The organism is Methyloversatilis discipulorum, assembly GCF_018780585.1.
Taxonomy (GTDB): domain Bacteria; phylum Pseudomonadota; class Gammaproteobacteria; order Burkholderiales; family Rhodocyclaceae; genus Methyloversatilis; species Methyloversatilis discipulorum_B.
Genome location: NZ_JADMJL010000027.1, coordinates 1 through 23,910, shown reverse-complemented (window position 1 = coordinate 23,910; position 23,910 = coordinate 1). Strand labels below are relative to the sequence as shown.

The 23,910-nt window shown below is 67.6% G+C and carries 24 protein-coding genes; 12 read left to right on the top strand and 12 right to left on the bottom strand.

Translation table 11 applies throughout. From position 1 onward, the window contains the following. Positions 1-81: 81 nt before the first annotated feature. The 12 genes from hisD to IV112_RS13025 all read right to left on the bottom strand — a co-directional run bounded on the left by hisD (position 82) and on the right by IV112_RS13025 (position 9,304). Complete coding sequence (hisD, locus tag IV112_RS13080) at positions 82-1,389, bottom strand: histidinol dehydrogenase (protein WP_304003965.1); 1,308 nt, start codon at positions 1,387-1,389, stop codon at positions 82-84. Continuing rightward, positions 1,386-2,030: an ATP phosphoribosyltransferase gene (gene hisG / locus IV112_RS13075; RefSeq protein ID WP_019919464.1), complete on the bottom strand. Its 645-nt coding sequence runs from the start codon at positions 2,028-2,030 to the stop codon at positions 1,386-1,388. Before hisG ends, hisD begins: the two co-directional genes overlap by 4 nt. A 27-nt stretch (positions 2,031-2,057) precedes the next feature. Continuing rightward, on the bottom strand, positions 2,058-3,320 hold the full coding sequence (gene murA, locus IV112_RS13070; protein ID WP_304003963.1) for a UDP-N-acetylglucosamine 1-carboxyvinyltransferase: 1,263 nt from the start codon (positions 3,318-3,320) through the stop codon (positions 2,058-2,060). Positions 3,321-3,327: 7 nt separating this feature from the next. After that, entirely contained in the window at positions 3,328-3,561 is a 234-nt protein-coding gene (locus tag IV112_RS13065; protein WP_020163568.1) for a BolA family protein, read from the bottom strand. Positions 3,562-3,563: 2 nt separating this feature from the next. After that, a complete protein-coding gene (locus tag IV112_RS13060; protein ID WP_304003960.1) occupies positions 3,564-4,322 on the bottom strand; it encodes an ABC transporter permease in 759 nt (252 codons plus the stop codon). Continuing rightward, a complete protein-coding gene (locus tag IV112_RS13055; protein ID WP_304003958.1) occupies positions 4,322-5,236 on the bottom strand; it encodes an ABC transporter ATP-binding protein in 915 nt (304 codons plus the stop codon). The genes IV112_RS13060 and IV112_RS13055 overlap by 1 nt, the downstream gene beginning before the upstream one ends. 48 nt (positions 5,237-5,284) lie before the next feature. Continuing rightward, positions 5,285-5,584 carry an STAS domain-containing protein gene (locus IV112_RS13050; protein WP_304003957.1) on the bottom strand — a complete coding sequence of 100 codons (300 nt, stop codon included), beginning with the start codon at positions 5,582-5,584 and terminating at the stop codon, positions 5,285-5,287. Next, positions 5,581-6,225, bottom strand: a complete 645-nt coding sequence (locus IV112_RS13045; protein WP_304003955.1) for an MlaC/ttg2D family ABC transporter substrate-binding protein — start codon at positions 6,223-6,225, stop codon at positions 5,581-5,583. The genes IV112_RS13050 and IV112_RS13045 overlap by 4 nt, the downstream gene beginning before the upstream one ends. Positions 6,226-6,310: 85 nt before the next feature. Beyond that, positions 6,311-7,192: an MlaA family lipoprotein gene (locus IV112_RS13040; RefSeq protein ID WP_304003953.1), complete on the bottom strand. Its 882-nt coding sequence runs from the start codon at positions 7,190-7,192 to the stop codon at positions 6,311-6,313. Positions 7,193-7,224: 32 nt separating this feature from the next. Next, positions 7,225-7,701, bottom strand: a complete 477-nt coding sequence (gene mlaD / locus IV112_RS13035) for an outer membrane lipid asymmetry maintenance protein MlaD (RefSeq protein WP_020163562.1) — start codon at positions 7,699-7,701, stop codon at positions 7,225-7,227. Then, positions 7,698-8,486, bottom strand: coding sequence for a lipid asymmetry maintenance ABC transporter permease subunit MlaE (gene mlaE, locus IV112_RS13030; protein ID WP_019919473.1), 789 nt, complete (start codon positions 8,484-8,486; stop codon positions 7,698-7,700). Before mlaE ends, mlaD begins: the two co-directional genes overlap by 4 nt. Continuing rightward, positions 8,483-9,304, bottom strand: a complete 822-nt coding sequence (locus IV112_RS13025; RefSeq protein ID WP_304003949.1) for an ABC transporter ATP-binding protein — start codon at positions 9,302-9,304, stop codon at positions 8,483-8,485. The genes mlaE and IV112_RS13025 overlap by 4 nt, the downstream gene beginning before the upstream one ends. 108 nt (positions 9,305-9,412) lie before the next feature. On the opposite strand from IV112_RS13025, the gene IV112_RS13020 reads away from it, so the two are divergent. The 12 genes from IV112_RS13020 (at position 9,413) to IV112_RS12965 (ending at position 23,769) form a co-directional block, all read left to right on the top strand. Then, a complete protein-coding gene (locus tag IV112_RS13020) occupies positions 9,413-10,837 on the top strand; it encodes a sigma-54-dependent transcriptional regulator (RefSeq protein WP_304003947.1) in 1,425 nt (474 codons plus the stop codon). Position 10,838: 1 nt separating this feature from the next. After that, complete coding sequence (locus IV112_RS13015) at positions 10,839-12,215, top strand: AAA family ATPase (protein ID WP_304003945.1); 1,377 nt, start codon at positions 10,839-10,841, stop codon at positions 12,213-12,215. A gap of 109 nt (positions 12,216-12,324) precedes the next feature. Continuing rightward, positions 12,325-14,103 carry a type II secretion system protein GspD gene (locus IV112_RS13010; protein ID WP_304003944.1) on the top strand — a complete coding sequence of 593 codons (1,779 nt, stop codon included), beginning with the start codon at positions 12,325-12,327 and terminating at the stop codon, positions 14,101-14,103. Further along, positions 14,100-15,338 carry a tetratricopeptide repeat protein gene (locus IV112_RS13005; RefSeq protein WP_304003943.1) on the top strand — a complete coding sequence of 413 codons (1,239 nt, stop codon included), beginning with the start codon at positions 14,100-14,102 and terminating at the stop codon, positions 15,336-15,338. Before IV112_RS13010 ends, IV112_RS13005 begins: the two co-directional genes overlap by 4 nt. A 4-nt stretch (positions 15,339-15,342) precedes the next feature. After that, positions 15,343-17,079 carry a GspE/PulE family protein gene (locus tag IV112_RS13000; protein WP_304003941.1) on the top strand — a complete coding sequence of 579 codons (1,737 nt, stop codon included), beginning with the start codon at positions 15,343-15,345 and terminating at the stop codon, positions 17,077-17,079. A gap of 4 nt (positions 17,080-17,083) precedes the next feature. Then, on the top strand, positions 17,084-18,286 hold the full coding sequence (locus tag IV112_RS12995; RefSeq protein ID WP_304003939.1) for a type II secretion system F family protein: 1,203 nt from the start codon (positions 17,084-17,086) through the stop codon (positions 18,284-18,286). Continuing rightward, the gene (locus IV112_RS12990) at positions 18,286-19,809 is read left to right on the top strand and encodes a hypothetical protein (RefSeq protein WP_304003937.1); all 1,524 of its coding nucleotides are present in this window, start codon (positions 18,286-18,288) and stop codon (positions 19,807-19,809) included. The genes IV112_RS12995 and IV112_RS12990 overlap by 1 nt, the downstream gene beginning before the upstream one ends. Beyond that, positions 19,806-20,408, top strand: a complete 603-nt coding sequence (locus IV112_RS12985) for a hypothetical protein (protein WP_304003936.1) — start codon at positions 19,806-19,808, stop codon at positions 20,406-20,408. Before IV112_RS12990 ends, IV112_RS12985 begins: the two co-directional genes overlap by 4 nt. Next, positions 20,405-20,809 carry a hypothetical protein gene (locus IV112_RS12980; RefSeq protein ID WP_304003934.1) on the top strand — a complete coding sequence of 135 codons (405 nt, stop codon included), beginning with the start codon at positions 20,405-20,407 and terminating at the stop codon, positions 20,807-20,809. The genes IV112_RS12985 and IV112_RS12980 overlap by 4 nt, the downstream gene beginning before the upstream one ends. After that, positions 20,806-21,705 (top strand): hypothetical protein, encoded by a 900-nt coding sequence (locus IV112_RS12975; RefSeq protein ID WP_304003932.1) that lies wholly within the window; start codon positions 20,806-20,808, stop codon positions 21,703-21,705. The genes IV112_RS12980 and IV112_RS12975 overlap by 4 nt, the downstream gene beginning before the upstream one ends. After that, the gene (locus tag IV112_RS12970) at positions 21,702-22,415 is read left to right on the top strand and encodes a type II secretion system protein (RefSeq protein ID WP_304003930.1); all 714 of its coding nucleotides are present in this window, start codon (positions 21,702-21,704) and stop codon (positions 22,413-22,415) included. The genes IV112_RS12975 and IV112_RS12970 overlap by 4 nt, the downstream gene beginning before the upstream one ends. 40 nt (positions 22,416-22,455) lie before the next feature. After that, complete coding sequence (locus IV112_RS12965) at positions 22,456-23,769, top strand: adenylate/guanylate cyclase domain-containing protein (protein ID WP_304003928.1); 1,314 nt, start codon at positions 22,456-22,458, stop codon at positions 23,767-23,769. The last annotated feature ends 141 nt before the right edge of the window (positions 23,770-23,910 follow it).

The window sequence follows — 23,910 nt, the reverse complement described above, 5'->3', positions numbered from 1 at the left end:
CTGCAACGACGTGCGCATGACCGGTCAGGTCGGGCGCACGACCCGGGCGCCACTGTACGCCGGGTCGTGGCCGCGTGGAAGTCAGTCCTTCAGCCGCATTTCCGCCGAGCGGGCGTGGGCCTGCAGGCCCTCACCGTGCGCCAGCACCGACGCGATACGGCCCAGCTTCTGCGCGCCTTCGGCCGAAATGTCGAGAATGGAGGTGCGCTTCTGGAAGTCGTACACGCCCAGCGGGCTGGAGAAGCGCGCGCTGCGCATCGTCGGCAGCACGTGATTCGGCCCGGCGCAGTAGTCGCCCAGCGCCTCGACCGAGTAGTGGCCGAGGAACATCGCACCCGCGTGACGGATGCTATCGACCAGCGCACGCGGATCTTCGGTGCAGATTTCGAGGTGCTCAGGCGCGATGCGGTTGGCGAGGTCGCAGGCCTCGGCCAGATCGCGCACCTTGATCAGCGCGCCGCGGTTGGCAAGCGAAGTGGCGATGGTGTCGCGGCGCGGCATTTCCGCCAGCAGCCGGTCGATCGACGCATGCACGCGGTCGAGGAAGGCGGCGTCGGTACACAGCAGGATGGACTGCGCCAGTTCGTCGTGCTCGGCCTGAGCGAACAGATCCATCGCCACCCAATCCGGATTGCCGTGGCCGTCGGAAATGATGAGCACCTCGGACGGACCGGCCACCATGTCGATGCCGACCGTGCCGAACACGCGCCGCTTGGCGCTGGCGACATAGGCGTTGCCCGGGCCGACGATCTTGTCCACCTGCGGAATGGTCTGCGTGCCGTAGGCGAGCGCGGCAACCGCCTGCGCGCCGCCTATCGTGAACACGCGATCGACGCCGGTGATCGCCGCGGCGGCCAGGACCAGCGGATTGCGTTCGCCGCCTGGCGTCGGCACCACCATGATCAGTTCCTTGACGCCCGCGACCTTGGCCGGAATTGCGTTCATCAGCACCGAACTGGGATAGGACGCACGACCGCCCGGCACGTAGAGGCCGACGCGGTCCAGCGGCGTCACTTTCTGGCCGAGGCGGGTGCCGTCCGCTTCGGCGTATTCCCAGGAATCCTGCTTCTGGCGCTCGTGATAGAGCCGCACGCGGTCGGCGGCTTCGGCCAGCGCGGCGCGCTGCGTATCGCCCAGTCCCGCATAGGCGGCGTCAAGCTCACTGCGCGGCAGTTCGAGTTCGACCATGGCGGCGCAGTCCATGCGGTCGAAACGGCGTGTGTATTCGATGACCGCCTCGTCGCCACGCACACGGACGTCGCGCAGGATGCCGGCGACGGCCGTCTCGATCGCGTCGTCGGTCGAACTTTCGAAGGCCAGCAGCGTATCCAGCCGACCGAGAAAGTCCGGTTCGCTCGAATCAAAGCGGCTGATTTTCGTTGCACTCATGCCTGCACCGCCCCCTGAATCGCCTCCAGGATGGGCGTCAGCAGATCGTGCTTCACCTTGAGCGCCGCCTGATTGATGACCAGACGCGAGCTGATGTCCATGATGTGTTCAACCTCGACCAGATTGTTCGCACGCAAGGTGCCTCCACTGCTGACCAGATCGACGATGGCATCTGCGAGACCCACCAGCGGCGCCAGTTCCATCGATCCGTACAGCTTGATCAGGTCGACGTGGACGCCCTTGGCGGCGAAATGTTCGCGCGCGGTGTGCACATACTTGGTCGCCACCTTGAGCCGCGCGCCCCGGCGCACCGCCTGTTCGTAATCGAAACCGGCCGGTACCGCCACGCTGAGGCGGCAACGCGCGATGTTCAGGTCGATCGGCTGGTAGAGGCCGGCGCCGCCATGCTCCAGCAGCACGTCCTTGCCGGCGATGCCGAGGTCGGCCGCACCGTATTGCACATAGGTCGGCGTATCGGAGGCGCGCACGATGACCAGGCGCACGTCAGGTCGGTTGGTACCGATGATGAGCTTGCGCGACGACTCCGGATCGTCGGTCGGCACGATGCCGGCCGCCGCCAGCAGCGGCAGCGTTTCTTCGAAGATGCGTCCTTTGGACAGCGCCAGGGTGATGCCTTGCACGGTGTGCCTCGTATGGATGGCGTGTCGTCAGGACACGCGGCGGACGGTGGCGCCGAGCGCGCTGAGCTTCTGCTCGATGCGCTCGTAGCCGCGGTCCAGATGATAGATGCGTTCGATCAGCGTTTCACCGCGCGCCACCAGACCGGCGATGATGAGACCGGCCGAGGCGCGCAGGTCGGTCGCCATCACGGTCGCGCCGTCGAGCTGTGCCACGCCCTGCACCACGGCGGTATTGCCGTCGATGCGGATGTCGGCACCCAGACGGGCCAGTTCGACCGCGTGCATGAAACGGTTCTCGAAAATCGTCTCGCGGATGATGGCGGTGCCTTCGGCCACGGTGTTGATCGCCATGAACTGCGCCTGCATGTCGGTCGGAAAGGCCGGATAGGGCGCAGTGCGGATGGACACCGCCTTCAGCTTGTCTGGCGCCTTCAGCACGATGGCTTCGAAGGACGGCGACTTCTCGGTGCGGATGTCGCAGCCGGCGTCCATCAGCTTGTCGATCACTGCGTCCAGATAGCCGGCCGATGTGCCGGTCAGGCGGATTTCGCCGCCGGCCGCGGCGGCGGCACACAGATAGGTACCGGTTTCGATGCGGTCCGGCATGATGCGGTGGGTCGCGCCATGCAGGCGTTCGACGCCCTGGATGCGGATCACGTCGGTACCGGCGCCGGAAATACGGGCGCCCATCGCGACCAGGCAGTTGGCCAGATCGACCACTTCGGGCTCGCGCGCGGCGTTCTCGATCACCGTCTCGCCGTCGGCGAGCACGCCGGCCATCATCAGGTTCTCGGTGCCGGTGACCGTCACCATGTCGGTGAACAGGCGCGCTCCCTTGAGCCGCGCCGTGCGCGCGACGACATAGCCGTGCTCGACCGCGACTTCGGCGCCCATCGCCTGCAGACCCTTGATGTGCTGATCCACCGGGCGCGCGCCGATGGCGCAGCCGCCGGGCAGCGACACGCGCGCCTCGCCACAGCGGGCGACCAGCGGGCCGAGCACCAGGATGGAGGCGCGCATGGTTTTCACCATTTCGTAGGGCGCCACCGGATTGTTCATACCGGACGCATCCAGCGTGACGGTCGAACCGTCGCGCTGCACCGCCACGCCCATCTGCGCCAGCAGCTTGAGCATGGTGCCGATGTCGTTCAGCTGCGGCACATGGGTCAGCGTGAGCGGCTCGCGCGTCAGCAGCGCGGCGCACAGGATGGGCAGCGCCGCGTTCTTCGCGCCCGACATTTCGGCCTCGCCGTGCAGACGATGGCCGCCTTCGATCAACAGCTTGTCCATCGGGCGATCAGGCCTTCCACTCGTCCGGCGTCAGCGTCTTCATCGACAGCGCGTGGATTTCCTCGCGCATGCGGTCGCCCAGCGCGGCATAGACCAGCTGGTGGCGGCGCACGCTGCGCAGGCCTTCGAAGGCCGTCGACACGATGATGGCCTCGAAATGCTGGCCGTCACCAGCGACCTGACAGTGCTGGCAGTCGATGCCGGCGGTGATGGAAGCCTGGATGCTTTCGGGAGTGACCATGTTCAACTTCTCAGTTTGTAGCCGCGCGCCAGCATGTTCAGCGTGATGCCCGCGAGCACCGCGAAACTGCCGCCCGCGACCAGGGCGCTGATCCACGGGGAAACGTCCGACTGTCCGAAGAAGCCGTAACGGAAACCGTCGATCATGTAGAAAAAAGGGTTCAGGTGCGACACCGCCTGCCAGAAGTCGGGCAGCGTGTGTATGGAGTAGAACACACCCGACAGGAAGGTGAGCGGCATCACGACGAAATTCTGGAAAGCGGCCAACTGGTCGAACTTGTCGGCCCAGATGCCCGCAATCACGCCAAGACTTGCAAGAATTGCTCCACCCACGGTGGCAAAGAACAGTATCCACAGCGGATGGGCATAAGGCAGCTCGACGAACCACAGCGTCACCAGCCACACGCCCGCGCCCACCACCAGGCCACGAATCACGGCAGCCAGCACGTAGGCGGCGAAGAATTCGCGGTAGGAAATCGGCGGCAGCAGCACGAACACGATGTTTCCGGTCACCTTGGACTGGATCAGCGACGACGAGCTGTTGGCGAAGGCGTTCTGCAGCAGGCTCATCATGACCAGGCCGGGCACCAGGAAGGCGGTATAGCTGACACCGCCATAGACTTCGACCGTGCGGTCGAGCACGTGCGAAAACACCAGCAGATAGAGCAGCGCGGTCAGCACAGGCGCGCCCACCGTCTGGAAGCTCACCTTCCAGAACCGCAGCAGCTCCTTGTACAGCAGGGTGCGCAGCGCCATGCTCATTAGGCGGCCTCCTGCATCATCGCAATGAACACGTCCTCGAGATCGGGCTTCACCAGTTCGATGTCGTCGAGCGCGACGCCAGCCGCGTGCATGCGTGCAAGACAGGCAGCGACAGCGTCCGCGCTGTCGAGCACGATGGCGACCCGGCCATCGGGCGTGGCCCGCGCCACGGCGCGAAACTCGGCTGGCAACGCGGTGCCGCTGCCCAGACGCAGGCGCAGCGTCTGCTGCACACGGCGCGACAGCAGGTCGGCTGTCCGTTCCAGCGCCACCACGCGGCCCTGTTTCAGCATGGCGATCCGGCCGCACAGGCTCTCCGCCTCTTCGAGGTAGTGCGTGGTGAGCACAATGGTGTGCCCCTGCCTGTTCAGGTCGCGCACGAAGGCCCACAGGCCCTGGCGCAGTTCGACGTCGACGCCGGCCGTGGGCTCGTCGAGCACGATGAGCGGTGGCCGGTGCACCAGCGCCTGCGCCACCAGCACGCGTCGCTTCATGCCCCCGGACAGGCGACGCATGTTCACGTCGGCCTTCGCCTCGAGATCGAGCCGCTGCAGGATTTCGTCGATCCAGTCGTCGTTGCGCCGCAAGCCGAAATAGCCGGACTGGATGCGCAGCATCTCACGCACGGTGAAGAAGGGATCGAACACCAGTTCCTGCGGCACGACGCCCAGCCGGGCGCGTGCGGCGCGATAGTCGGTCACCGTATCGTGCCCGAGCACGCGGATCGAGCCGGAATCGGCACGGCACAGGCCGGCCATGGACGAAATCAGCGTGGTCTTGCCGGCGCCGTTCGGCCCGAGCAGGCCGAAGAACTCGCCCTGCTTCACTTCGAGCGTAACGTGGTCGAGCGCCTGCAGCGAACCGAATCGCTTGCAGACGCCTTCGATCAGCAAGGCAGCGGTGGAATCAGACATGAAGAAACTGCAGTACCGGCCCCCGCGGGAGACCGGAAGAAGCACACATCAGCGAGCGGTCGCGTCGTCGGCGTCCAGTCCGCAATAGGACGACACCTCGTACAGACGGGCCAGGCTGGTCAATCCGGCCGGTGCGCCGGTGACCGGCAGCGGGCCATCGCTGCCGCCGCTCGCACGTTCCCACGCGAGCAGCACGGCGATGGCCGACGAATCGACGTCCTCGACCGCCGACAGGTCGATGGATGCAGCCGACGACAGCAGCGCCAGACCGGCGTCGCGCAGCGCCATCGCCTCGGGCAGTCGCATCGTGCCGCTGACGCGCAGCACGCCGTTGTCGAGCGCGATCATTTTGTCGCCGTTGCCGGTGCCGGCAGCGGCGCCGGCACGTTCGATGCGTTCTTGGCGCGCAGCGTCTTCACCAGGCCGTCGACGCCTCCCGCGCGGATCTCCGCGGCAAAGGTTTCGCGGTAATTGGTCACCAGACTGACGCCCGACACCATCACGTCGTACACCTTCCAGCCCTCTTCCTTCTTCTCCAGCGCGTAGTCGAGCGGAATTGGGCGACCGCCCGGCTGGTTGATCTGGGTGCGCACCGTCACGTCGGTGTCGGCGGCGCCCATCTTGAACGGGCGGTAATCGATGGTCTGGTTGCGGTAGCTGGTCAGGGCGTTCGAATAGGTGCGGACCAGCAGGGTGCGGAACTCTTCGGTCAGCACCTTCTTCTGTTCGGGCGTCGTCGCACGCCACTCCTTGCCGAGCGCCAGCGCCGTCATGCGCGTGAAGTTGAAATGCGGCAGCACGCGGGTTTCGACCAGTTCCGCCGTCTTGGCCGTATCGCCGGCCTTGATCGACGGATCGGTGCGCAGCGTGGTCAGGACATCCTCGGTCACTTCCTTGACCAGCACGTCGGGCGCCTTCAGCACGTTTGCCTGCGCGACCGCACTGGCGGCGAAGGCAACCATCAGTAATTGAACAAAGCGCTTGAACATATGTGCTCCCGGAAAAGAAAGAGGCCTGTCGGAACGCGACAGGCCGTGATGACCGCGCTGCCCGGCGTAGCGCCGGGCTTGCCGATCAGAACGAGACGGCTGCGGTGTCCACCGATCCGGTGGCCGGCTCGGACGCATTCGCTGCATCAACGTCCGACTTCTCCGGCGCGCCGACAAGCATCATCGTCCACGTCGATTCGAGCGGTTCCATCGTCAGAAGGTTCGCGCTCGGCAGCGACGCCGAGTCATCGGCTTCGCGCGGCGGGTTGCCATCATGGATGGCACTGCGGCGATGCTGCAGATAGGCGTCGCGCACATAGGCGTACTTGTCGATGGCCGCCGCTTCGAGCGCATCCTCTGCCTTCAGCAGGTTGGCGCGGGTGTCGATGGCGCGCAGCGCGATGGCGGTGTTGCGGTAGCCGCGATGACCATCGGCGTCACGCACCGGGTCGACATAGATGTCTGCAGCAAGACCGAAGGTATCGCGCACGGTGCGCGGGCCGAGAATCGGCAGCACCACGTAGGCGCCATCGCCGACACCCCAGCGGCCGAGGGTCTGGCCGAAATCTTCCTCGTGCTTTTCGAGACCCATCGGCGTGGCGACGTCGAACAGGCCGAGAATGCCCAGGGTCGAGTTCACCAGCACGCGGCCGGCATCCGACAGCGCATCGACCGGCTTGCCCTGCAGCAGGTTGTTAACGCCCGTCCACAGGTCGGCGATGTTGGCGAAGAAATTGGATACACCGGTCTGCACCGGATCCGGCATCACGAAGTCGTAGCCCTGGGCGACCGGCTTGATCACCGCCTTGTCGACCGTCTCGTTGAACGAGAACATCGCGCGGTTGTAGCCTTCGATCGGATCCTTGGGGTTGCCCGAGGTCGCACAGCCGGTGAACAGCGCGGCTGCGGCGGTGGCGGCAAGCACCGAGCGGATGTTGAGATTCGACTGCTTGTTGGTTTTGGTCATCTGTCGGGCTTCCCGGCTATGCATTCGGTACGTCACTGCTCGGGAGCGGTCGGGCTCTCGGCAGCCTTGTTGAACATGAACTGGCTGATCAGCTTTTCAAGCACCACTGCAGACTGCGTCTTGGTGATGGTGGCACCGGCCTGAAGCATTTCGGTGTCGCCACCGACTTCGAAACCGATGTACTGCTCACCCAGCAAACCCGAGGTCAGAATGGTTGCGAAGGTGTCGCGCGGGAAACTGTAGCGCTTGTCCACATCCATTTTCACCACGGCGACATACAGATTCGGGTCAAAAGTGATTTCCGTCACCCGGCCCACCACGACACCCGAACTTTTGACGGGCGCACGCGGTTTCAGGCCGCCGATGTTATCAAAGTTGGCTTGCAGCCTGTATGTCTCCCCGATGTTAGCGGACGCAAGGTTGCCAACCTTTAGTGCCAGAAACAACACTGCTGCCACGCCGACAGCGACGAAAACACCGACCCACAGGTCGAGAACGGTACGGTTCATCCATTGCCCCTGAACATGAAGGAGGTCAGCACAAAGTCCAGCGCCAGAATGGCCAGCGCCGAATTGACGACGGTACGGGTGATCGCCCGCGACACGCCCTCGGCGGTGGGCGCCGAGTCATAACCTTCGAAAACCGCGATCAGCGCGACCGCGAAGCCGAAAACGACGCTCTTGATGACGCCGTTCACGATGTCGTAGCGGAAATCGACCGACGCCTGCATCTGCGACCAGAAAGCGCCGTCATCGACACCGATGAACACGACGCCGATGAACCAGGCGCCAAACACGCCCATGGTCGAGAACAGGGCGGCCAGCAGCGGCATCGAAATGACACCACCCCAGAAGCGGGGTGCAACGACGCGGGCGATCGGGTCGACCGCCATCATGTCCATCGCCTTCAGCTGTTCGGTGGTCTTCATCAGGCCGATTTCAGCGGTCAGCGCCGAGCCGGCGCGACTGGCGAACAGCAGGCCGGCGACCACCGGACCCAGCTCGCGCACCAGCGACAGTGCGACCAGGATGCCCAGCGCCTCGCTGGAACCGTAGCGCTGCAGCGTTTCGTAGCCCTGCAGGCCGAGCACCAGACCGACGAAGAAGCCGGACACCAGGATGATGATGAGCGACAGCACGCCGGTCGAGAACACCTCGCGTATCGTCAACTGGAAGCGCGCGAACGAAGTGCCCGAGCGCAGCAGGATGGCGAAGAAGAAGCGGGTGGCGAAACCGAGCCGCCAGATGCCATCGACGGTGCGGGCGCCCATGGCGCGGAATACGCGCGCGATCATGAACGGACCTCCATCAGGGCCTTGCGGTAATCGTCGGTCGGGTAATGGAAGGGCAGCGGCCCGTCGGTTTCGGCATTGACGAACTGCTTCACGAAGGGGTCGGTCGAGGCGCGTATCTCGTCCGGCGTACCTTGTGCCACCACCTTGCCGCCCGACAGGAAGTAGATGTAATCGACGATTTCCAGCGATTCGTGCACGTCGTGCGTCACCATGATGGAACTGGCACCCAGCGCGTCGTTGAGCTTGCGGATGAGCTGACCGACCACCGCCAGCGAGATCGGATCGAGGCCGGCGAAGGGCTCGTCGTACATGATGAGCATCGGATCGAGCGCCACCGCGCGGGCCAGCGCCACCCGGCGAGACATGCCGCCCGACAGCTCGTTCGGCATCAGCTTGTGCGCACCGCGCAGGCCGACCGCATGCAGCTTCATCAGCACCAGATCGCGGATCATGTCTTCCGGCAGATCGGTGTGCTCGCGCAGCGGGAAGGCGACGTTGTCGAACACGGTCAGATCGGTGAATAGCGCGCCGAACTGGAACAGCATGCCCATGCGCCGGCGCAGCGCGTACATGTCGCGACGCGACAGCTTGGCCAGATCGTGTTCGGCCACCTGGATGCGGCCGGCGGTCGGCTTCAGCTGACCGCCGATCAGACGCAGCAGCGTGGTCTTGCCGCAGCCGCTGCCACCCATGATGGCGACGAGCTTGCCGCGCGGAATGCGCAGACTGATGCCGGTCAGGATGGGCCGCTTGTCGTACGCGAAGTCGACACTCGACAGGTCGACCAGAATGTCTTCGGCCGGAGGGGAAGCGGACACGAGCGCGGAACGGTCTTGTGGTAAAGGTCGCGGATTGTAGCAGACGCGCCGGGCGCCTCCGCCGGGCGGAATCCACCGCTGCGCGCTGCGCTATGATGGCCGGCACACATGCCGAATTCAGCCCGATCCCCTGCGAGCCGCCCCGGACTGCTCATCGTCGACGACGATCCGCTGATTGCCGACTCGCTGTCCTTCCTGCTCGAAGCGGATTTCGACGTGGTCAGCCACGCGTCGCGCGGCGCAGCCATCAGTTGGCTGCGCGAGCAGGCGAGTCCGCCGGCGCTGGCGCTGATCGATCTCGGCCTGCCGCCCAACCCGCATCGTCCCGATGAAGGCTACGCGCTGATCGCCGACCTGCTGGCGCATTCGCCGGACACGCGCATCGTCGTGCTGTCGGGTCAGGGCGAGGAAAACGTCGCGCGCCACGCGCGCGCACTCGGTGCCACCGAATTCGTCGCCAAACCGGCGCAGCCGCAGGCGCTCAATGCGCTGCTGCGCCAGTTGGCGCGGACCTGCCACGAGGAGGAAGCGCCGGCGCTGCCGGCCCTGATCGGCGTCAGCGCGCAAATGGAGCGCCTGCGCGCTCAGATCGAACAGTACGCACGCCTGCCCTACCCGGTGCTGATCGAGGGCGAATCCGGCACCGGCAAGGACATCGTGGCCAACCGTCTGCACGCCGTCGGCGGCAGCGACCGTCCCTTCCTGGCGCTGAACTGCGCCGCGATCTCGCCCAGCCTGGTCGAGCCTACGCTGTTCGGTCACGCCCGCGGTGCGTTCACCGGCGCGCAGTCGGCGCGCGCGGGCTATTTCGAAGAAGCCGCCGCCGGCACGCTCTTCCTCGACGAGATCGGCGAACTGCCGCTGGACCTGCAGGCCAAGCTGCTGCGCGTGCTGGAGAACGGCGAATTCCAGCGCGTCGGCGAGACCCAGCTGCGGCGCTCGAACGCGCGCATCGTCGCCGCCACCAACCGGGACCTCGGCGCCGAAGTGCGCGCCGGCCGCTTCCGCTCCGACCTCTATCACCGGCTCAGCGTATTCACCATTTCGCTGCCGCCGCTGCGCGACATGGGCGACGACCGCCTGCGCCTGCTCGATCACTTCCGCAGCCAGTTCTGCGCCCAACTCGCCCGCCCGCCCTTCACGCTCGACACCGCGGCGCGCACCGCCTGGCTGGACTACGGCTTTCCCGGCAACGTGCGCGAACTGCGCAACATCGTCATCCGTCTTGCCACCAAGTATCCGGGGCAGCAGGTCGGGCGCGAGGCCCTGCTCGCCGAGTTCGACCCGACCATACGCAGCGGTGCGGCTGCGGGCGAGGACGGTGACCTGATAGACATCGCCACCGCCGAACTGCGCGCTGGCGGCTTCCGCCTCGACGCCAAGCTGCGCGAGTGGGAATCCGCCTATATTGATGCAGCCATGCGGCTGGCGCGCGGCAACGTCAGCGCGGCGGCGCGCCTGCTCGGCATCGCGCGCACCACGCTTTACCACCGGATGGAAGCGCCGGACGGCGACGCCGGCGCGCAGGACTGACATGTATCTCGACCACTTCGGCCTGCGCGAAGCGCCCTTCCTGATCACTCCGCACGCCGATTTCTTCTTCGGCGGCGCCAACCGCAGCGCGCTGCTCGACGCGCTGGTCTACGCGCTCGGCCGCGAAGAGGGCCTGGTCAAGGTGAGCGGCGAAGTCGGCACCGGCAAGACCATGCTGGCGCGCGTGCTCATCGGCAGACTGCCGCCGCACCTGCGCGCGATCTATCTGGCCGATCCACTGATGAACCGCGGCGAGTTGCTGGCCGTGCTGGCCGACGAGCTGGGCTGCGCCGAAACCGCTGGCGACAGCGCTCACCGCATGCTGCGCGCCGTGCAGCAGGCGCTGGTCGCCGAGTTCTCGGCGGGTCGGCAGATCGTGCTGCTGATCGACGAAGCGCACGCGATGCCGGCCGATACGCTGGAACAGATCCGCCTGCTGTCCAATCTCGAATCCGAGCGCCACAAGCTGATCAAGATCGCGCTGTTCGGCCAGCCGGAACTCGACGCCCTGCTCGACCGGCCGGACATGCGCCAGCTGAAGGACCGCATCACGCAGCACTTCCGGCTCGACCCGCTGGCACCGGACGACGTCGCGACCTATATAGATTTCCGCATGCGCGCCGCCGGCTATCGCGGCCCGGCGGTGTTCGAGCGGGCGGCGACGGCACGCATCGCGCGCGACTCCGGCGGCCTCACCCGGCGCATCAACGTGCTGGCCGACAAGTCCTTGCTGGCCGCGTTCGCCCGCAACGCACACGCGGTGACGCTGGCCGACGCGCAGCGCGCGGCCGCCGACACGCAGACGCGTGCCGACCTGCCGCCGCCCCGCAAGGCAGCACGCAACGCGCTGCTGCTGCTGGGCGCAATCGTGCTGCTCGGCGCCGGCTACCTGCTCGGCCGCAGCGACCGGGTGGCCGAGCCGCCGCTCGCCGACGCAGTGGCCGCCCGCGCCGAGGTGGTCGCAACGCAGCGACCGGCGGCGGCACCCGCCCCGGCCGAACCGCCCGCGAGCGCAGAAGAGCCGGTCACGCCCCCCGCACCGATCCCTGCCGATCCGCTGGAGGCGCTGCTGGCGGCGAGCCGCGCCTGGTCCACGACGGCGCCGGGCGAGCGCTGGTTCGTGCAGCTGATGTCGGTGCCCGCCAGTCGCGCCGACCACGTGCTCGACTACGTGCGTCGCGCCGGCCGCGCGCTCGATGCGCAGCAGCTGCGCGCCTACCGCACGGACACCGCGGGCGACACGCAGCTCGCGGTGATCTACGGCGACTTCGCCGATCTGCGCAGCGCGCAGCAGGCGGTCGAGGCGATGCCCGAATGGATACGCGGCACGCGGCCCGTCGTCCGCCAGCTGCGCAGCCTGCGCGCCGACGGACAATGACGATGGAATTTATCGTGTACGATGGCCCGCGCATCATCTTGATCCGCCAATGATTGCGCGTACCATCCTTTTCCGAACCCCGTCCGCCACCGCGACCATGACCGCATCGATGCGTGCTGCACCTGCCGACACCCGGGCCGGACGGCCCTCCCGACCCTGCCGCACCGCTCTGCTCGGCGCCCTGATGGCGCTGCTGGCCGGCTGCGCCGTGCACACGCCACAACCTGCGTCAACCGCCCACGTGCTGGCCGACAAGCCCACGGCGCGACCGGCCGACGAAATCCCGCCGCCGGTCGCCCGGCCGCTCGCGCCACCGCAGCCGCAACCGCGGCACAAGACCGAAACCTACAGCGTGGTGGTGAATCAGGTACCGGTGCGAGAACTGCTGTTCGCGCTGGCGCGCGACGCGCGGGTCAACGTCGACATCCACCCGGGCATCGAGGGCGCGGTCACGCTGAACGCGATCGACCAGACGCTGCCGCAACTGCTGGCACGCATCGCCCACCAGGTCGACATGCGCTTCGAGCTGGATGGCCAGAACCTGGTGGTGATGCCGGACGCACCCTTCCTGCGTAGCTACCGCGTCGACTACGTGAACATGTCGCGCGACGTGACCGGCGCGGTGTCGATCAACACGCAGATCGCCTCGACCACGTCGGCTGCGGTCGGCGGCGCAACCGGCGGCAGCGCGGCCGGCAGCGCGGCGACGGCAGCCGGCAACAGTTCGAGCACGCGCATCGAGAACGTCGCCCGGAACCGCTTCTGGGAATCGCTAGAACGCAACATCCGCGACCTGCTGCGCGAGACCGACAAGCTCCTGCCGGCCGAGAGCAGCGACGCGGCGGTGGCTCCGGTGGGCGGTGCCGATGGCACGGCGACGCCGCCCGAGCGGCGGACCACCTTTCGCGAAGCGGCGGCCGTCATCCTGAATCCCGAGACCGGCGTCATCAATGTGCGCGCCACCTCACGCCAGCACGAGAAGGTGCAGGAGTTCATCACCCAGGTGACCCGCATCGCGCGCCGTCAGGTGCTGATCGAAGCAACCATTGCCGAGGTGCAGCTGACCGACAACTACCAGCAGGGCATAGACTGGACCGCCTTCGCCGGCGGCGGCAAGCGCGGTGGCGCCACGCTGTCGCTGAACACCACCTCGACTGACTTCACCACCAATCAGCCCTTCGCGATCGGACTCGGGCGAAACCGCGAACTGTCGGACAGCATCAAGCTGCTCGAGGCTTATGGCGACGTGAAGGTGCTGTCCAGCCCGAAACTGTCGGTGCTGAACAACCAGACCGCGCTGCTCAAGGTGGTCAACAACATCGTCTACTTCGAGATCAAGTCGGACGTCGTCGCCAACACCAACACGCAGGCGGTACGCAGCTTCACCGCGACGCCGCGCTCGGTGTCGGTCGGTCTGGTGATGGCGGTGACGCCACAGATCAGCGCCGATGGCTTCGTGCTGCTCAATGTGCGACCGACGATCTCGCGCAAGGTGGGCGACGCGCAGGATCCGACACCGGATCTCAGCACCCCCAATCTGGTGCCGGTGATCCAGACGCGCGAACTGGAGTCGGTGATGCGCGTGGCCAGCGGCGAAACCGCCGTGCTCGGCGGGCTGATGCAGGACGAGATCAATTTCCGTCGCGACAGCATTCCGGGCGTATCGGTGCTGCCGATACTCGGCCCGCTGCTGTCGGCGCGCAACGAAACCTCGCGCAAGACCGAACTGGTGGTGCTGATCCGCCCGGTGGTCATCGTCGACGCCAGCCTGGACGGCGACTACGCGCCGCTGAGCAGCGCGCTGCCGGGTCGTGACTTCCTGACGCCGTCCTTTCCGCCGCCGACGCTGCAGCCGCCGAAAGGGCCGACCACGGAGCCGGCACCGTGAGCCTGCTGCTGGAGGCACTGAAGAAGGCCGAGGCAGCCAAGCGTCGCGACGACGAAGGCGGCGACACGCCCGCCGCCGAGCCGCCGCCCGCGCCCGTCGCCCCGCGCATCACCCCGGCGCACGAACTCGAACTGATCGACGACGAAATCGCTCAGGCCGCCCGCTTCGCCGGGCTCGACGTGCCGGAACCCACCCCGTCCGTTCCGCCACCCGCCAGCCCGGGCAGCGAGGCGGCGCGCCTGCTGTTCGACGCGAAGAAGCCGACTTCGCGCCCGTCCCCCCTGGCCTGGCTGCTCGGCGGCGGCGCGCTGCTGTTGCTGTGCGTCGGCGGCTGGGTCGCCTGGCAGTTGTCGTCGCTGGACAGCGGCCGGTCCGCGCCTTCGATACCCGCGGCGACACCGGTCGCAGCCCTGGCGAACACGCCCATGGCCGAAGCCGTCAAGCCTCCGGTCGAACAGTCTCCGGTGGCCGTGGCTACCCCGGCCGCTATCGCACCGGCTGCCGAGCCGACCGCCCCCGGCCGGCCCGCGCCTCCCCTACCCGCGCTCACCGCGTCGGCGGTGCCGGATTCATCCCGTTTCCTGTCCGGTCAGCTGACGACGAACCCGCCGGCGGTCGAGACCCCCCCGCCCACGCCAGCCGCCGCGCCGATCCGCATCACCCGCAACGCCCCCGCCGTGCCACAGGACGTCGCGGACGGCTACGCCGCCTTCCAGGCCGGTGAGTACGAACGCGCCCGCGTCGCCTACGAGCGTGCGCTGCGCGCCGATCCGCGCAACCCCGACGCGCTGCACGGCCTGGCCGCACTCGCCCAGCACCGGCGTGACGAAGCCGGCGTGCGCCAGCTGATGCGGCGCATCGCCGAAGTCGATCCGTCGGACACCGCCGCTCGCGTCGCGCTGAGCGACAACGTCGATCCGGCGGTCCAGGAAGCGCGCCTGCTCGACATCGCGGCCGCCCAGCCAAAATCGGCCGCCGCCGCCTTCGCGCTCGGTTCGCTGTATGCGTCGCAGGCGCGCTGGCGCGAGGCGCAGCAGGCCTATTTCAACGCTTACACGCTGGCGCCCGGGCAGCCCGACCACGCCTACAACCTCGCCGTCAGCCTCGACCAGCTGCGCCAGCCGCGCCTCGCACTGCAGTACTACCGCGAAGCGATGTCGCTGCGCGCACAGCAGGCCGCCGCCTTCGATCCCGACACGGTGGCGGCGCGCATCCTGTCGCTGGAGGCACGCTGACGCGATGAATGCCCCGGTCAAACCGCAACGTCAGCCGCTTGGCCAGATGCTGCTGGCGCAAGGACTGGTGTCCGAGGACCAGCTGCGCATCGCGCTGCAGGAACAGCAACGGCAGAACATTCCGATGGGCCGGCTGCTGGTGCAGCTCGGTTTCGTCAGCGAAGCCACGCTGCGCGACGCGCTCGGCGTCACGCTGGGCAAGCGCACGGTCGACCTGACGCACGCGCTGGTCGATGCCGACGCATTGCGCCTGGTACCGCAGGCGCTGGCCAAGCGCCACCTGCTGTTGCCGCTGAACTACGCGCCGAGCGCCCGCCGGCTGACGGTTGCGGTGTCCGACGTGAACGACATCGTCGCCCTCGACCAGCTGCGCGCGCTGCTGCCCGAGGGCATGGACCTCGACACCGTGCTGGCCGGCGAAACCGAGCTGGCGCACGCGATCGACCAGGCCTACGGTCACGAACTGTCGATCGAAGGCATCCTGACCGAACTGGAAACCGGCGAGGTCGACTACCGTGCGCTGGCCGCGTCGGCCGACGAATACAGCCAGCCGGTGGTGCGTCTGATCGACGCGCTGCTGACCGATGCGGTCAAGCGCGAAGCGTCGGACATCCACTTCGAGCCGGAAGCAGGCTTCCTGCGCATCCGTTACCGCATCGACGGCCTGCTGCGGCAGATCCGTGCGCTGCACCGCTCCTACTGGCCGGCGATGGCGGTGCGCATCAAGGTCATGGCGGGCATGAACATCGCTGAAATGCGCGCGCCCCAGGACGGTCGCATCTCGCTCACCATCAGCGGCCGGCCGGTGGACTTCCGCGTATCGTCGCAGCCGACGCTGCACGGCGAGAACATCGTGCTGCGCATCCTCGACCGCGCGCGCGGCATCGTGCCGCTCGACGGCCTCGGTCTGGCCGAGTCGCAGCTCGACCAGCTGAAACTGATGATCGCGCGACCGGAGGGCATCATCCTCGCCACCGGCCCGACCGGCAGCGGCAAGACCACCACGCTCTACTCGGTGCTGAACCACATCAATTCCGAAGGCGTGAACATCATGACGCTGGAGGATCCGGTCGAGTACCCGATGGCGCTGATCCGCCAGACCTCGGTCGCCGAGTCGGTGAAACTGGACTTCGCCAACGGCGTGCGCTCGATGATGCGGCAGGACCCAGACATCATCCTGGTCGGCGAGATCCGCGACGCCGAAACCGCCGACATGGCCTTCCGCGCCGCGATGACCGGCCACCAGGTGTATTCGACGCTGCACACCAATTCGGCGCTGGGTGCCATTCCGCGCCTGCTCGACATCGGCATCCTGCCGGACATCATGGCCGGCAACATCATTGGCGTGATCGCGCAACGTCTGCTGCGCCGGCTGTGCGTCTATTGCCGCCGTGCGCGCACGGCCGAACCGCACGAAGTGCATCTGCTCGGCGTGCGCGACGGCAATCCGCCGGACATTCACGATGCGGTCGGCTGCCCGGCCTGTGAATTCACCGGCTACCGTGGCCGGCTGGCGGTGATGGAACTGCTGCGCATGGATTCCGACCTGGACGAGCTGGTCGCCCGCCGCGCCACCTCGCGCGAACTGCGCAACGCGGCACGTGCCAAGGGTTTCCGTACGCTGGCCGAGGACGGCCTGCGGCGCGTACTCGACGGCTCGACCTCGCTGGAGGAGCTGGCGCGCGTGGTCGACCTGACCGAACGCATGAGCCAGGGCGGGCCGGACTGGTACGCGAGGTAGCGCAGTGGCCATCTTCTCGTACAAGGCGATGAACGCGCAGGGCCGCATGGTGTTCGGCCGTATGGATGCCGCCAATCTGGTCGATCTGGAAATGCGCCTGAAGCGCATGCAGCTCGACTTCGTGAACGGCCAGCCGATGAAGCACGCGCAGCCGCTGTTCGGCCACAGCCTGCCGCGCATCGAACTGATCAACTTCAGCTTCCACCTCGAGCAGCTGGTGCGCTCGGGCGTGCCGCTGATCGAAGCACTGACCGACCTGCGCGACTCGACAGAGCACCCGCGAATGCGCGAAATCGTCGCCTCGCTGGTCGAGAGCATCGAGGGCGGGCGCTCGCTGTCTCAGGCCATGGCCGAGCATCCAGGCGCCTTCAGCAAAGTGTTCTGCGCGCTGGTGCGCGCCGGTGAACTGACCGGCAACCTGCCGGAGGTGCTGCGCGAACAGGTCGAAGCGTTCAAGTGGGAGGACGAGCTGGTGTCGCAGACCCGCCGTCTGCTCACCTACCCGGCCATCGTCGGCACCTTCCTGCTGTTCGTGATCGGCGTGCTGATGCTGGTGGTGGTGCCCGATCTGGCGCGCTTCTTCCGCAACACCGGGCTCGAACTGCCACTGCAGACGCGCATCCTGATGGGTACGTCGGAATTCCTGCAGGCCTGGTGGCCGGCGCTCATTCTGCTCGTCGTGCTGGCGATCGTCGGCAGTGCGGCCCTGCTGCGCCTCAACCCGGCGCTGCGCCAGCGGGTGGACTGGATCAAGCTCAATCTGCCGGTGGTCGGCCCCATCCTGCACAAGGTGGTGCTGTCGCGCTTCGCCAGCATGTTCGCGATGATGTACGGCGCCGGCATCCCCATCATCGACGCCGTGCGTACTTCGGAGGACGTGGTCGGCAACGAGGCGGTGCGCGACTCGCTGCGGCGTGCCGGCATGCTGATCGGCCAGGGGCAGAACGTCACCGCCGCCTTCCAGAGCGTGGGCCTGTTTCCGCCGCTGGTCGTGCGCATGCTGCGCGTCGGCGAGAGCACCGGCGCACTCGACCGCGCGCTGCGTGAGGTGTCCTACTTCTACACGCGCGACGTGCGCGAGTCGATCGCCCGCGCGCAGGCGGCAATGGAACCGACGCTGACGCTGGTGCTCGGCCTGCTGCTGATGGGCGTCGCCTTCTCGGTGCTGGGGCCGGTCTACGACATGCTGACCCGGCTGAAGATCTGATGCCGCGCTGCCACGTGCTCTATCTCGACGCCACGCAACTGGTCGCCTGGGGATGGCGGGCCGGCGAGGTGACGCTGCGCGGGCGCTTCGCCAACGACGCCGAAGGCCATGCGCAGTTCGCCGAGTTCCTGCGCCAGCGCCGCGACAGTCTTTTCCTGCTGCTGTGCGATCTGGTGGACGAAGCCTTCGTCGCCGAGAGCGTGCCCTTCGTCCGCGGCGGCGACCGCGTGTCGCTGCTGCGTCGCAAGCTGGCGCAGCATTTCTTCGGCACCCCCTTCACCTGCGCGCATTCGCTCGGCCGGCTGCGCAGCGGCCGCCGCGACGAGCAGATGCTGTTCTGCGCGCTCACCCGCCCGGCTCACCTGGAGCCCTGGCTGGCCGCGCTGCGCGGTGCGGAAGCGGCACTGAGCGGCATCCACAGCGTACCGCTGGTCAGTGAACCGATACTCGAACGGCTGCGCCTGACCGAAGGCCAGACCCTGCTGCTGGGCATCAGCCCGGCCGGCGTGCGGCAGAGCTTCTTCGAGGGCGGCCGGCTGCGCTTCTCCCGCCTCACGCCGCTGAGCGCGCTGTCCAGCAACGACCTGCCGCGCGCCTGCGCCGAAGAGGCGCGACGGCTGCATCCCTATCTGCTCGGCCAGCGCCTGATCGCCCGCAACACGCCACTGACCGTGCGCGTGCTGGTTCCGCCGGCAAACATGGACGACTTCGCGCTCGCCTGCCGGTCGAACGACACGCTGCAGTTCGAACTGATAGACAGCGAACAGGCGGCTGCCCGCCTGGGCCTGCGCCCGCCGCCGCAGGACATGAACAGCGAAACGCTGTTCGTGCAGGCGCTGATGCGCAGCCCCCCCGCGGAACAGTTCGCGCCGTCGACCGAACGTCGCTTCCACCGCCTCTGGCTTACCCGCTTTGCGCTGCGCGCCGCCGGCAGCGTGGCACTGGCGGCCTGTCTACTGTTCTCGGCACACAGCGCACTCGACAGCTTCGAGATGCGACAGGACACGCTGCGCCTGAACGACGACGCGCAGCGCGCGCAGCGTGCGCGCGCCGACATCATCCGCCGGCTGCCGCCAACGCCGGTACCGCTGGACACCCTGCGCGTCGTACATGAGCGCAGCCTGCAGATCGAACAGCGCAGCGCGATGCCGGACGGTCTGATGCGTGAGCTGGGGGCGGTACTCGAACAGCTGCCGCAAGTGACGCTGGACAAGCTCGAATGGCGGCTCGCCGCCGACCCGGCGAACGGGAACACCGCTGCGCTGCCGCCGATGCGCGCCGAACTGATCGTGCACGCCCATCTGCCGGAGGAATTCGGTGCGCAGCAGCGGCGCGCACTGGAGGTGGTCGACGCGCTGGCCGGCCAGTTACGCGTGCGCCCCGGACTGGACGTCCAGGTGCTGCGCCAGCCCTTCGATCTCGAATCCGGCCAGGTATTGCGGGGCGGCACCCGCACCGAACGGACCGACGCCGGCAATGCGCCACCGTTCTCGCTGCGCATCAGCAGGGTGCTGGCACCATGATGCGACTGAACGATCTGCGCAGGGCGGGCGCCAGTGCGCTGCTGGCGCTGGCGATGGCCTTGGCCGGCGCGGCAGCAGTGTGGGCCAGCACCCGGCTCGCCGGCGACGTGCGTCAGGCACACGAGCGCGCCCTTGCCGCGCGCACCGAGGCGCAGCGCGCGCTCGCCGGCGCACGCGCCGAAGAAGCGGAAATCGCCGCCAAGATCGACCGCTTCCGCCATCTGGTCGAGCGTGGTGCGGTCGGTACGGAGCAGCGACTGGCCTGGGTGGAGCTGATCCGCGACGCGCGCGCACGACACCACCTCGGTGCTGTCGATTACGAGTTCTCGCCGCAGCGTCCGCTCGATCCGCTGATCGCGCCGGCGGATGCCGATCAGCTCGAAGCCGCCGGCAGCACGCTGCGCATCCGCATGCCGCTGCTGCACGAAGGTCAGCTGATCGCCCTGCTCGACGACCTCGCATTCAACGCGTCGGCCGTCGTGCGCGTACGCGAATGCAGCGTCACGCGCGCCGCCATCGCCAGTGACGCGGAACAGCTGGTGGCCGATTGTCTGCTTGACTGGATCACCTTCCGGCCACGCCAGGGAGCCGGCTCGTGAAGCGGCACGTACTTGCTCTGCTGCTCGTCGCGCTCTGCGGCGCCGCTGCGGCGCAGCCGCTGGGCAGGCTTTTCTTCAGCGACGAGGAACGGGCCCGGCTGGACGCCCGTCGCGGTCAGCCGGTCGACAACACCGCACCGCGTCAGGTCGGCACGGTGCGCCACGACGGCGTCGTCACCCGTTCGTCCGGCCCGCCGACCTGGTTCGTGAATGGGGCGCCGGCCGATGGCGAAACGCTGTCGACGCTGCCGGCCCGTACCGTCGGCGCCACCCTGCAACTGAAGGGCGCCGACGGCCGCCCGCTGCGTCTGCGTCCGGGCGAGCAGGCGGCGGTGGACGAAGCCGGCGAAGCCACGCCATCGGGTGCCGCCATCGACATCCGCCCGGGGCGCACCCGATGAAGCGTCGTCAGCACGGCAGCGCATTGCTGATCGCGGTCGGTCTGCTCGGCCTGCTGGCGATGGCCACGCTGGCACGCGCCCTTTCATCGCCGCCGGGCGCCGAAGCGGCGCTGGCCACCGAGCGCGCGCTGGCACGGGCACGCGAAGCGCTGGTCGCCTACGGCGCGCTCGGCAATGCAGCCGGCAGCCACGACAATTCGCCGGGCGCGCTGCCCTGCCCCGATCTAGACAACGACGGCGTATCGGATCTGAACTGCAGCGCGCACATCGGTCGCCTGCCCTGGCGCACGCTGGGCCTGGGTCCGCTGCTCGACGGCGCCGGGGAATGCCTCTGGTACGCCCGCAGTCCGCGCTACAGCAACAACATCCAGACCAGCGAACGCGGCACATCGGCGGACAAGCCCGCACTGAATCCGGCCACACCGGGTGAAATCGTCGAAGTGAACGCAGAAGGCGCCACCGGTCGCCGGCTGGCGGCGGTCATCTTCGCACCCGGACTGCCGTTGCCCGGCCAGCAGCGCGGTGCGGTCAGCGGTCTGTCCGGCTGCCGCAGTGGCGACCTCGCGCAGTTCCTGGAGGACGTCGAGGTCGGCGGCACGCCTTACCCACACAGCGGCGGACTGAATGCGGTGACGCGGCTCGCCGGCGACGGCTTCAACGACAGCGTGCTCGGCATGGACACGCCGCGCCTGTTCGCCACCGCCGGCGCGCGCGTGCTCGGCGACATCCAGCTCGCAGGCGGCACGCCGCCCTACCCCTGGTGGACGCAGAACCTGTGGTGCACCCAGATCTGCGTCACCGCCACCGGTGGACGCATCACGCTGGCCGACGGCGGCAGCGTGTCGCGCGCGCTCGGCGTCTTCCCGGCGTGCGCCAGCCCGTGCGGCGGAACATGAAGACGGCGCGCGGATTCACGCTGGTCGAGATCGCGGTGGCGCTGACCATCATCGCGCTGCTCAGCGTCGGCGCGATCGGTACGCTGCAGATGGCCATGCTGCGCGCGCGCATCGCCGAAACGCAGGACGCGCTGCGCGAGGCGCGCGAGGCGGTCACCGCCTACGCCGTCGCCAATCGCTCGCTGCCCTGCCCCGCCGTGTCGGCCATCGACGGCTCCGAACAGAGCCGCGCCGGCGGCAGTTGCGCCAGCCGGCGCGGCCTGCTGCCGTGGACGACGCTGGGGGTACGCGGACTCGACGGCTGGGGCAACCGGCTCGGCTACGTCGTATCGTCCGGAATGGTGAAAAGCCCGGCCGGGCGCATCGCGCTCAGCGACGTCGGCAGCCTAAGGATCATCGCGCGCAATGCCGCCGGCACGCCTTCGGACATCGTCACCCAGACCGCGGTCGCCTACGCGCTGTGGTCGCATGGCGAGAACGGCCGCGGCGCGACGACTGCTGTCGGCACACTGATCGCCGACGATTCGACGAGCAACATTGACGAAGACGTGAACAGTTCCCAACCTGCAAATGACGCCGAACAGACGCTGTATGCGCGGGAGGGCAGCAGCAGCGCGGACGCGGTCGGCGGCGAGTTCGACGATCTGGTGCTGTGGGAATCGCGCTTCGTGCTGTTCGGCCGCATGATCAGTTCCGGGCAGCTGCCGTGACCCGCCTCGCCACAACGACAGATCTTCAAGGGCCCGTGCGATGAGTACCGGCTTCTTCACGCGCCTGCGTCGTGGCGGCATCCTGCCGACGGACAGCGCCGACGAGCGTCTGAACAAGTCGCTGCTGGTGCTGGCGACTGGCCTGGTCTGCGTCGCCTCGACGCTGTGGCTGGCGGTCTACTGGAGTCTCGGGCCGCGGCTGTCGGCCACGCTGCCCTTCGCCTACCAGCTGCTGCTGGCGGGCAACCTCGCCCTCTTCCTGTACGGCGGCAATTTCCGGCTGTTCCGTAACACGCAGCTCGGACTTTTCCTGTTCGCGCCTTTCGTTGCGCAATGGGCGATCGGCAACTTCATCACCGCCAGCGGCATCCTGCTGTGGGGGCTGCTGGCACCGATCGGTGCCATCCTGTGCATCGGCGCGCGCGAGGCGCTGGCCTGGTTCTTCGCCTACGCCTTCCTGGTCGCACTGACCGGCTTCTTCGACTACTACCTCGCTGACGCCGCAACCTACCGCAACGCGCTGGTGCCGGTGGAAACCAGCGTCGTGTTCTTCGCGCTGAACTTTCTTGCCGTCTCCAGCATCGTGTTCATGCTGCTGCGCTTTGCCATCGAACAGAAACAGATCATCGCGCGCCGGCTGGCCGAAGCGCACACGCTGCTGGAACAGGAGCAGGAACGTTCGGAGCGACTGCTGCTGAACGTCCTGCCGGGTCCGGTCGCGCAACGGCTGAAGCAGAACGAGAAGAACATCGCTGACGGCTTCGCCGACGTCAGCGTCATGTTCGCCGACATCGTGAACTTCACCCAGGTCGCCGCCGGCATGACGCCATCGCAGGTTTTCTCGATGCTGAACCGCGTGTTCTCCCGCTTCGACGAACAGGCCGAGGCGCGCGGCCTTGAGAAGATCAAGACCATAGGGGACGCCTATATGGTGGCCGGTGGTCTGAACTCCGGAAACGCCGACTACACCGCCGCCATCGCCGATCTTGCACTGGAGATGCGCGACTGGCTGCGTAACCAGACCACCGGCACCGGCGTACTGCTCGATCTGCGCATAGGCATAGGCACCGGCCCGGTCGTCGCCGGCGTGGTCGGCAAGAAGAAATTCATCTACGACCTGTGGGGCGACACGGTGAATCTGGCCAGCCGCATCACCACCGAAGGTGTACCCGGCATGGTGCAGGTCGATACCGCAACCTATCTCCGGCTGCGCAGCCGGTACGACTTCCACGAACCGCAGACGCTCTACCTGAAGGGCAAGGGCGACACCGTGGTGTATCGACTGATCGGGCGCACGGAGGACGGCACCGGGGTGAGGACGGACGGCGTCGACATCCTGCTCGATGCGGGATGAGAAACGATTTGGTGGGAGCGAGACTGCTCGCGATAGCCGCCTGAGTCGAAGCCGGCGCTCCGCAATCGCCGCATCGCGACCGGAGGTCGCTTGTATGTTCTGCCCTGGCAAGCGTAGGAATAGCTTGTCGGGCGGAGGGAC

Coding starts and splice junctions, on each gene's coding strand:
- hisD (WP_304003965.1), bottom strand. CDS start 1,389: ATGAGTGCAACGAAAATCAGCCGCTTTGATTCGAGCGAACCGGACTTT.
- murA (WP_304003963.1), bottom strand. CDS start 3,320: ATGGACAAGCTGTTGATCGAAGGCGGCCATCGTCTGCACGGCGAGGCC.
- IV112_RS13065 (WP_020163568.1), bottom strand. CDS start 3,561: ATGGTCACTCCCGAAAGCATCCAGGCTTCCATCACCGCCGGCATCGAC.
- IV112_RS13060 (WP_304003960.1), bottom strand. CDS start 4,322: ATGAGCATGGCGCTGCGCACCCTGCTGTACAAGGAGCTGCTGCGGTTC.
- IV112_RS13055 (WP_304003958.1), bottom strand. CDS start 5,236: ATGTCTGATTCCACCGCTGCCTTGCTGATCGAAGGCGTCTGCAAGCGA.
- IV112_RS13050 (WP_304003957.1), bottom strand. CDS start 5,584: ATGATCGCGCTCGACAACGGCGTGCTGCGCGTCAGCGGCACGATGCGA.
- IV112_RS13045 (WP_304003955.1), bottom strand. CDS start 6,225: ATGTTCAAGCGCTTTGTTCAATTACTGATGGTTGCCTTCGCCGCCAGT.
- IV112_RS13040 (WP_304003953.1), bottom strand. CDS start 7,192: ATGACCAAAACCAACAAGCAGTCGAATCTCAACATCCGCTCGGTGCTT.
- mlaD (WP_020163562.1), bottom strand. CDS start 7,701: ATGAACCGTACCGTTCTCGACCTGTGGGTCGGTGTTTTCGTCGCTGTC.
- mlaE (WP_019919473.1), bottom strand. CDS start 8,486: ATGATCGCGCGCGTATTCCGCGCCATGGGCGCCCGCACCGTCGATGGC.
- IV112_RS13020 (WP_304003947.1), top strand. CDS start 9,413: ATGCCGAATTCAGCCCGATCCCCTGCGAGCCGCCCCGGACTGCTCATC.
- IV112_RS13015 (WP_304003945.1), top strand. CDS start 10,839: ATGTATCTCGACCACTTCGGCCTGCGCGAAGCGCCCTTCCTGATCACT.
- IV112_RS13010 (WP_304003944.1), top strand. CDS start 12,325: ATGCGTGCTGCACCTGCCGACACCCGGGCCGGACGGCCCTCCCGACCC.
- IV112_RS13000 (WP_304003941.1), top strand. CDS start 15,343: ATGAATGCCCCGGTCAAACCGCAACGTCAGCCGCTTGGCCAGATGCTG.
- IV112_RS12990 (WP_304003937.1), top strand. CDS start 18,286: ATGCCGCGCTGCCACGTGCTCTATCTCGACGCCACGCAACTGGTCGCC.
- IV112_RS12985 (WP_304003936.1), top strand. CDS start 19,806: ATGATGCGACTGAACGATCTGCGCAGGGCGGGCGCCAGTGCGCTGCTG.
- IV112_RS12975 (WP_304003932.1), top strand. CDS start 20,806: ATGAAGCGTCGTCAGCACGGCAGCGCATTGCTGATCGCGGTCGGTCTG.
- IV112_RS12970 (WP_304003930.1), top strand. CDS start 21,702: ATGAAGACGGCGCGCGGATTCACGCTGGTCGAGATCGCGGTGGCGCTG.
- IV112_RS12965 (WP_304003928.1), top strand. CDS start 22,456: ATGAGTACCGGCTTCTTCACGCGCCTGCGTCGTGGCGGCATCCTGCCG.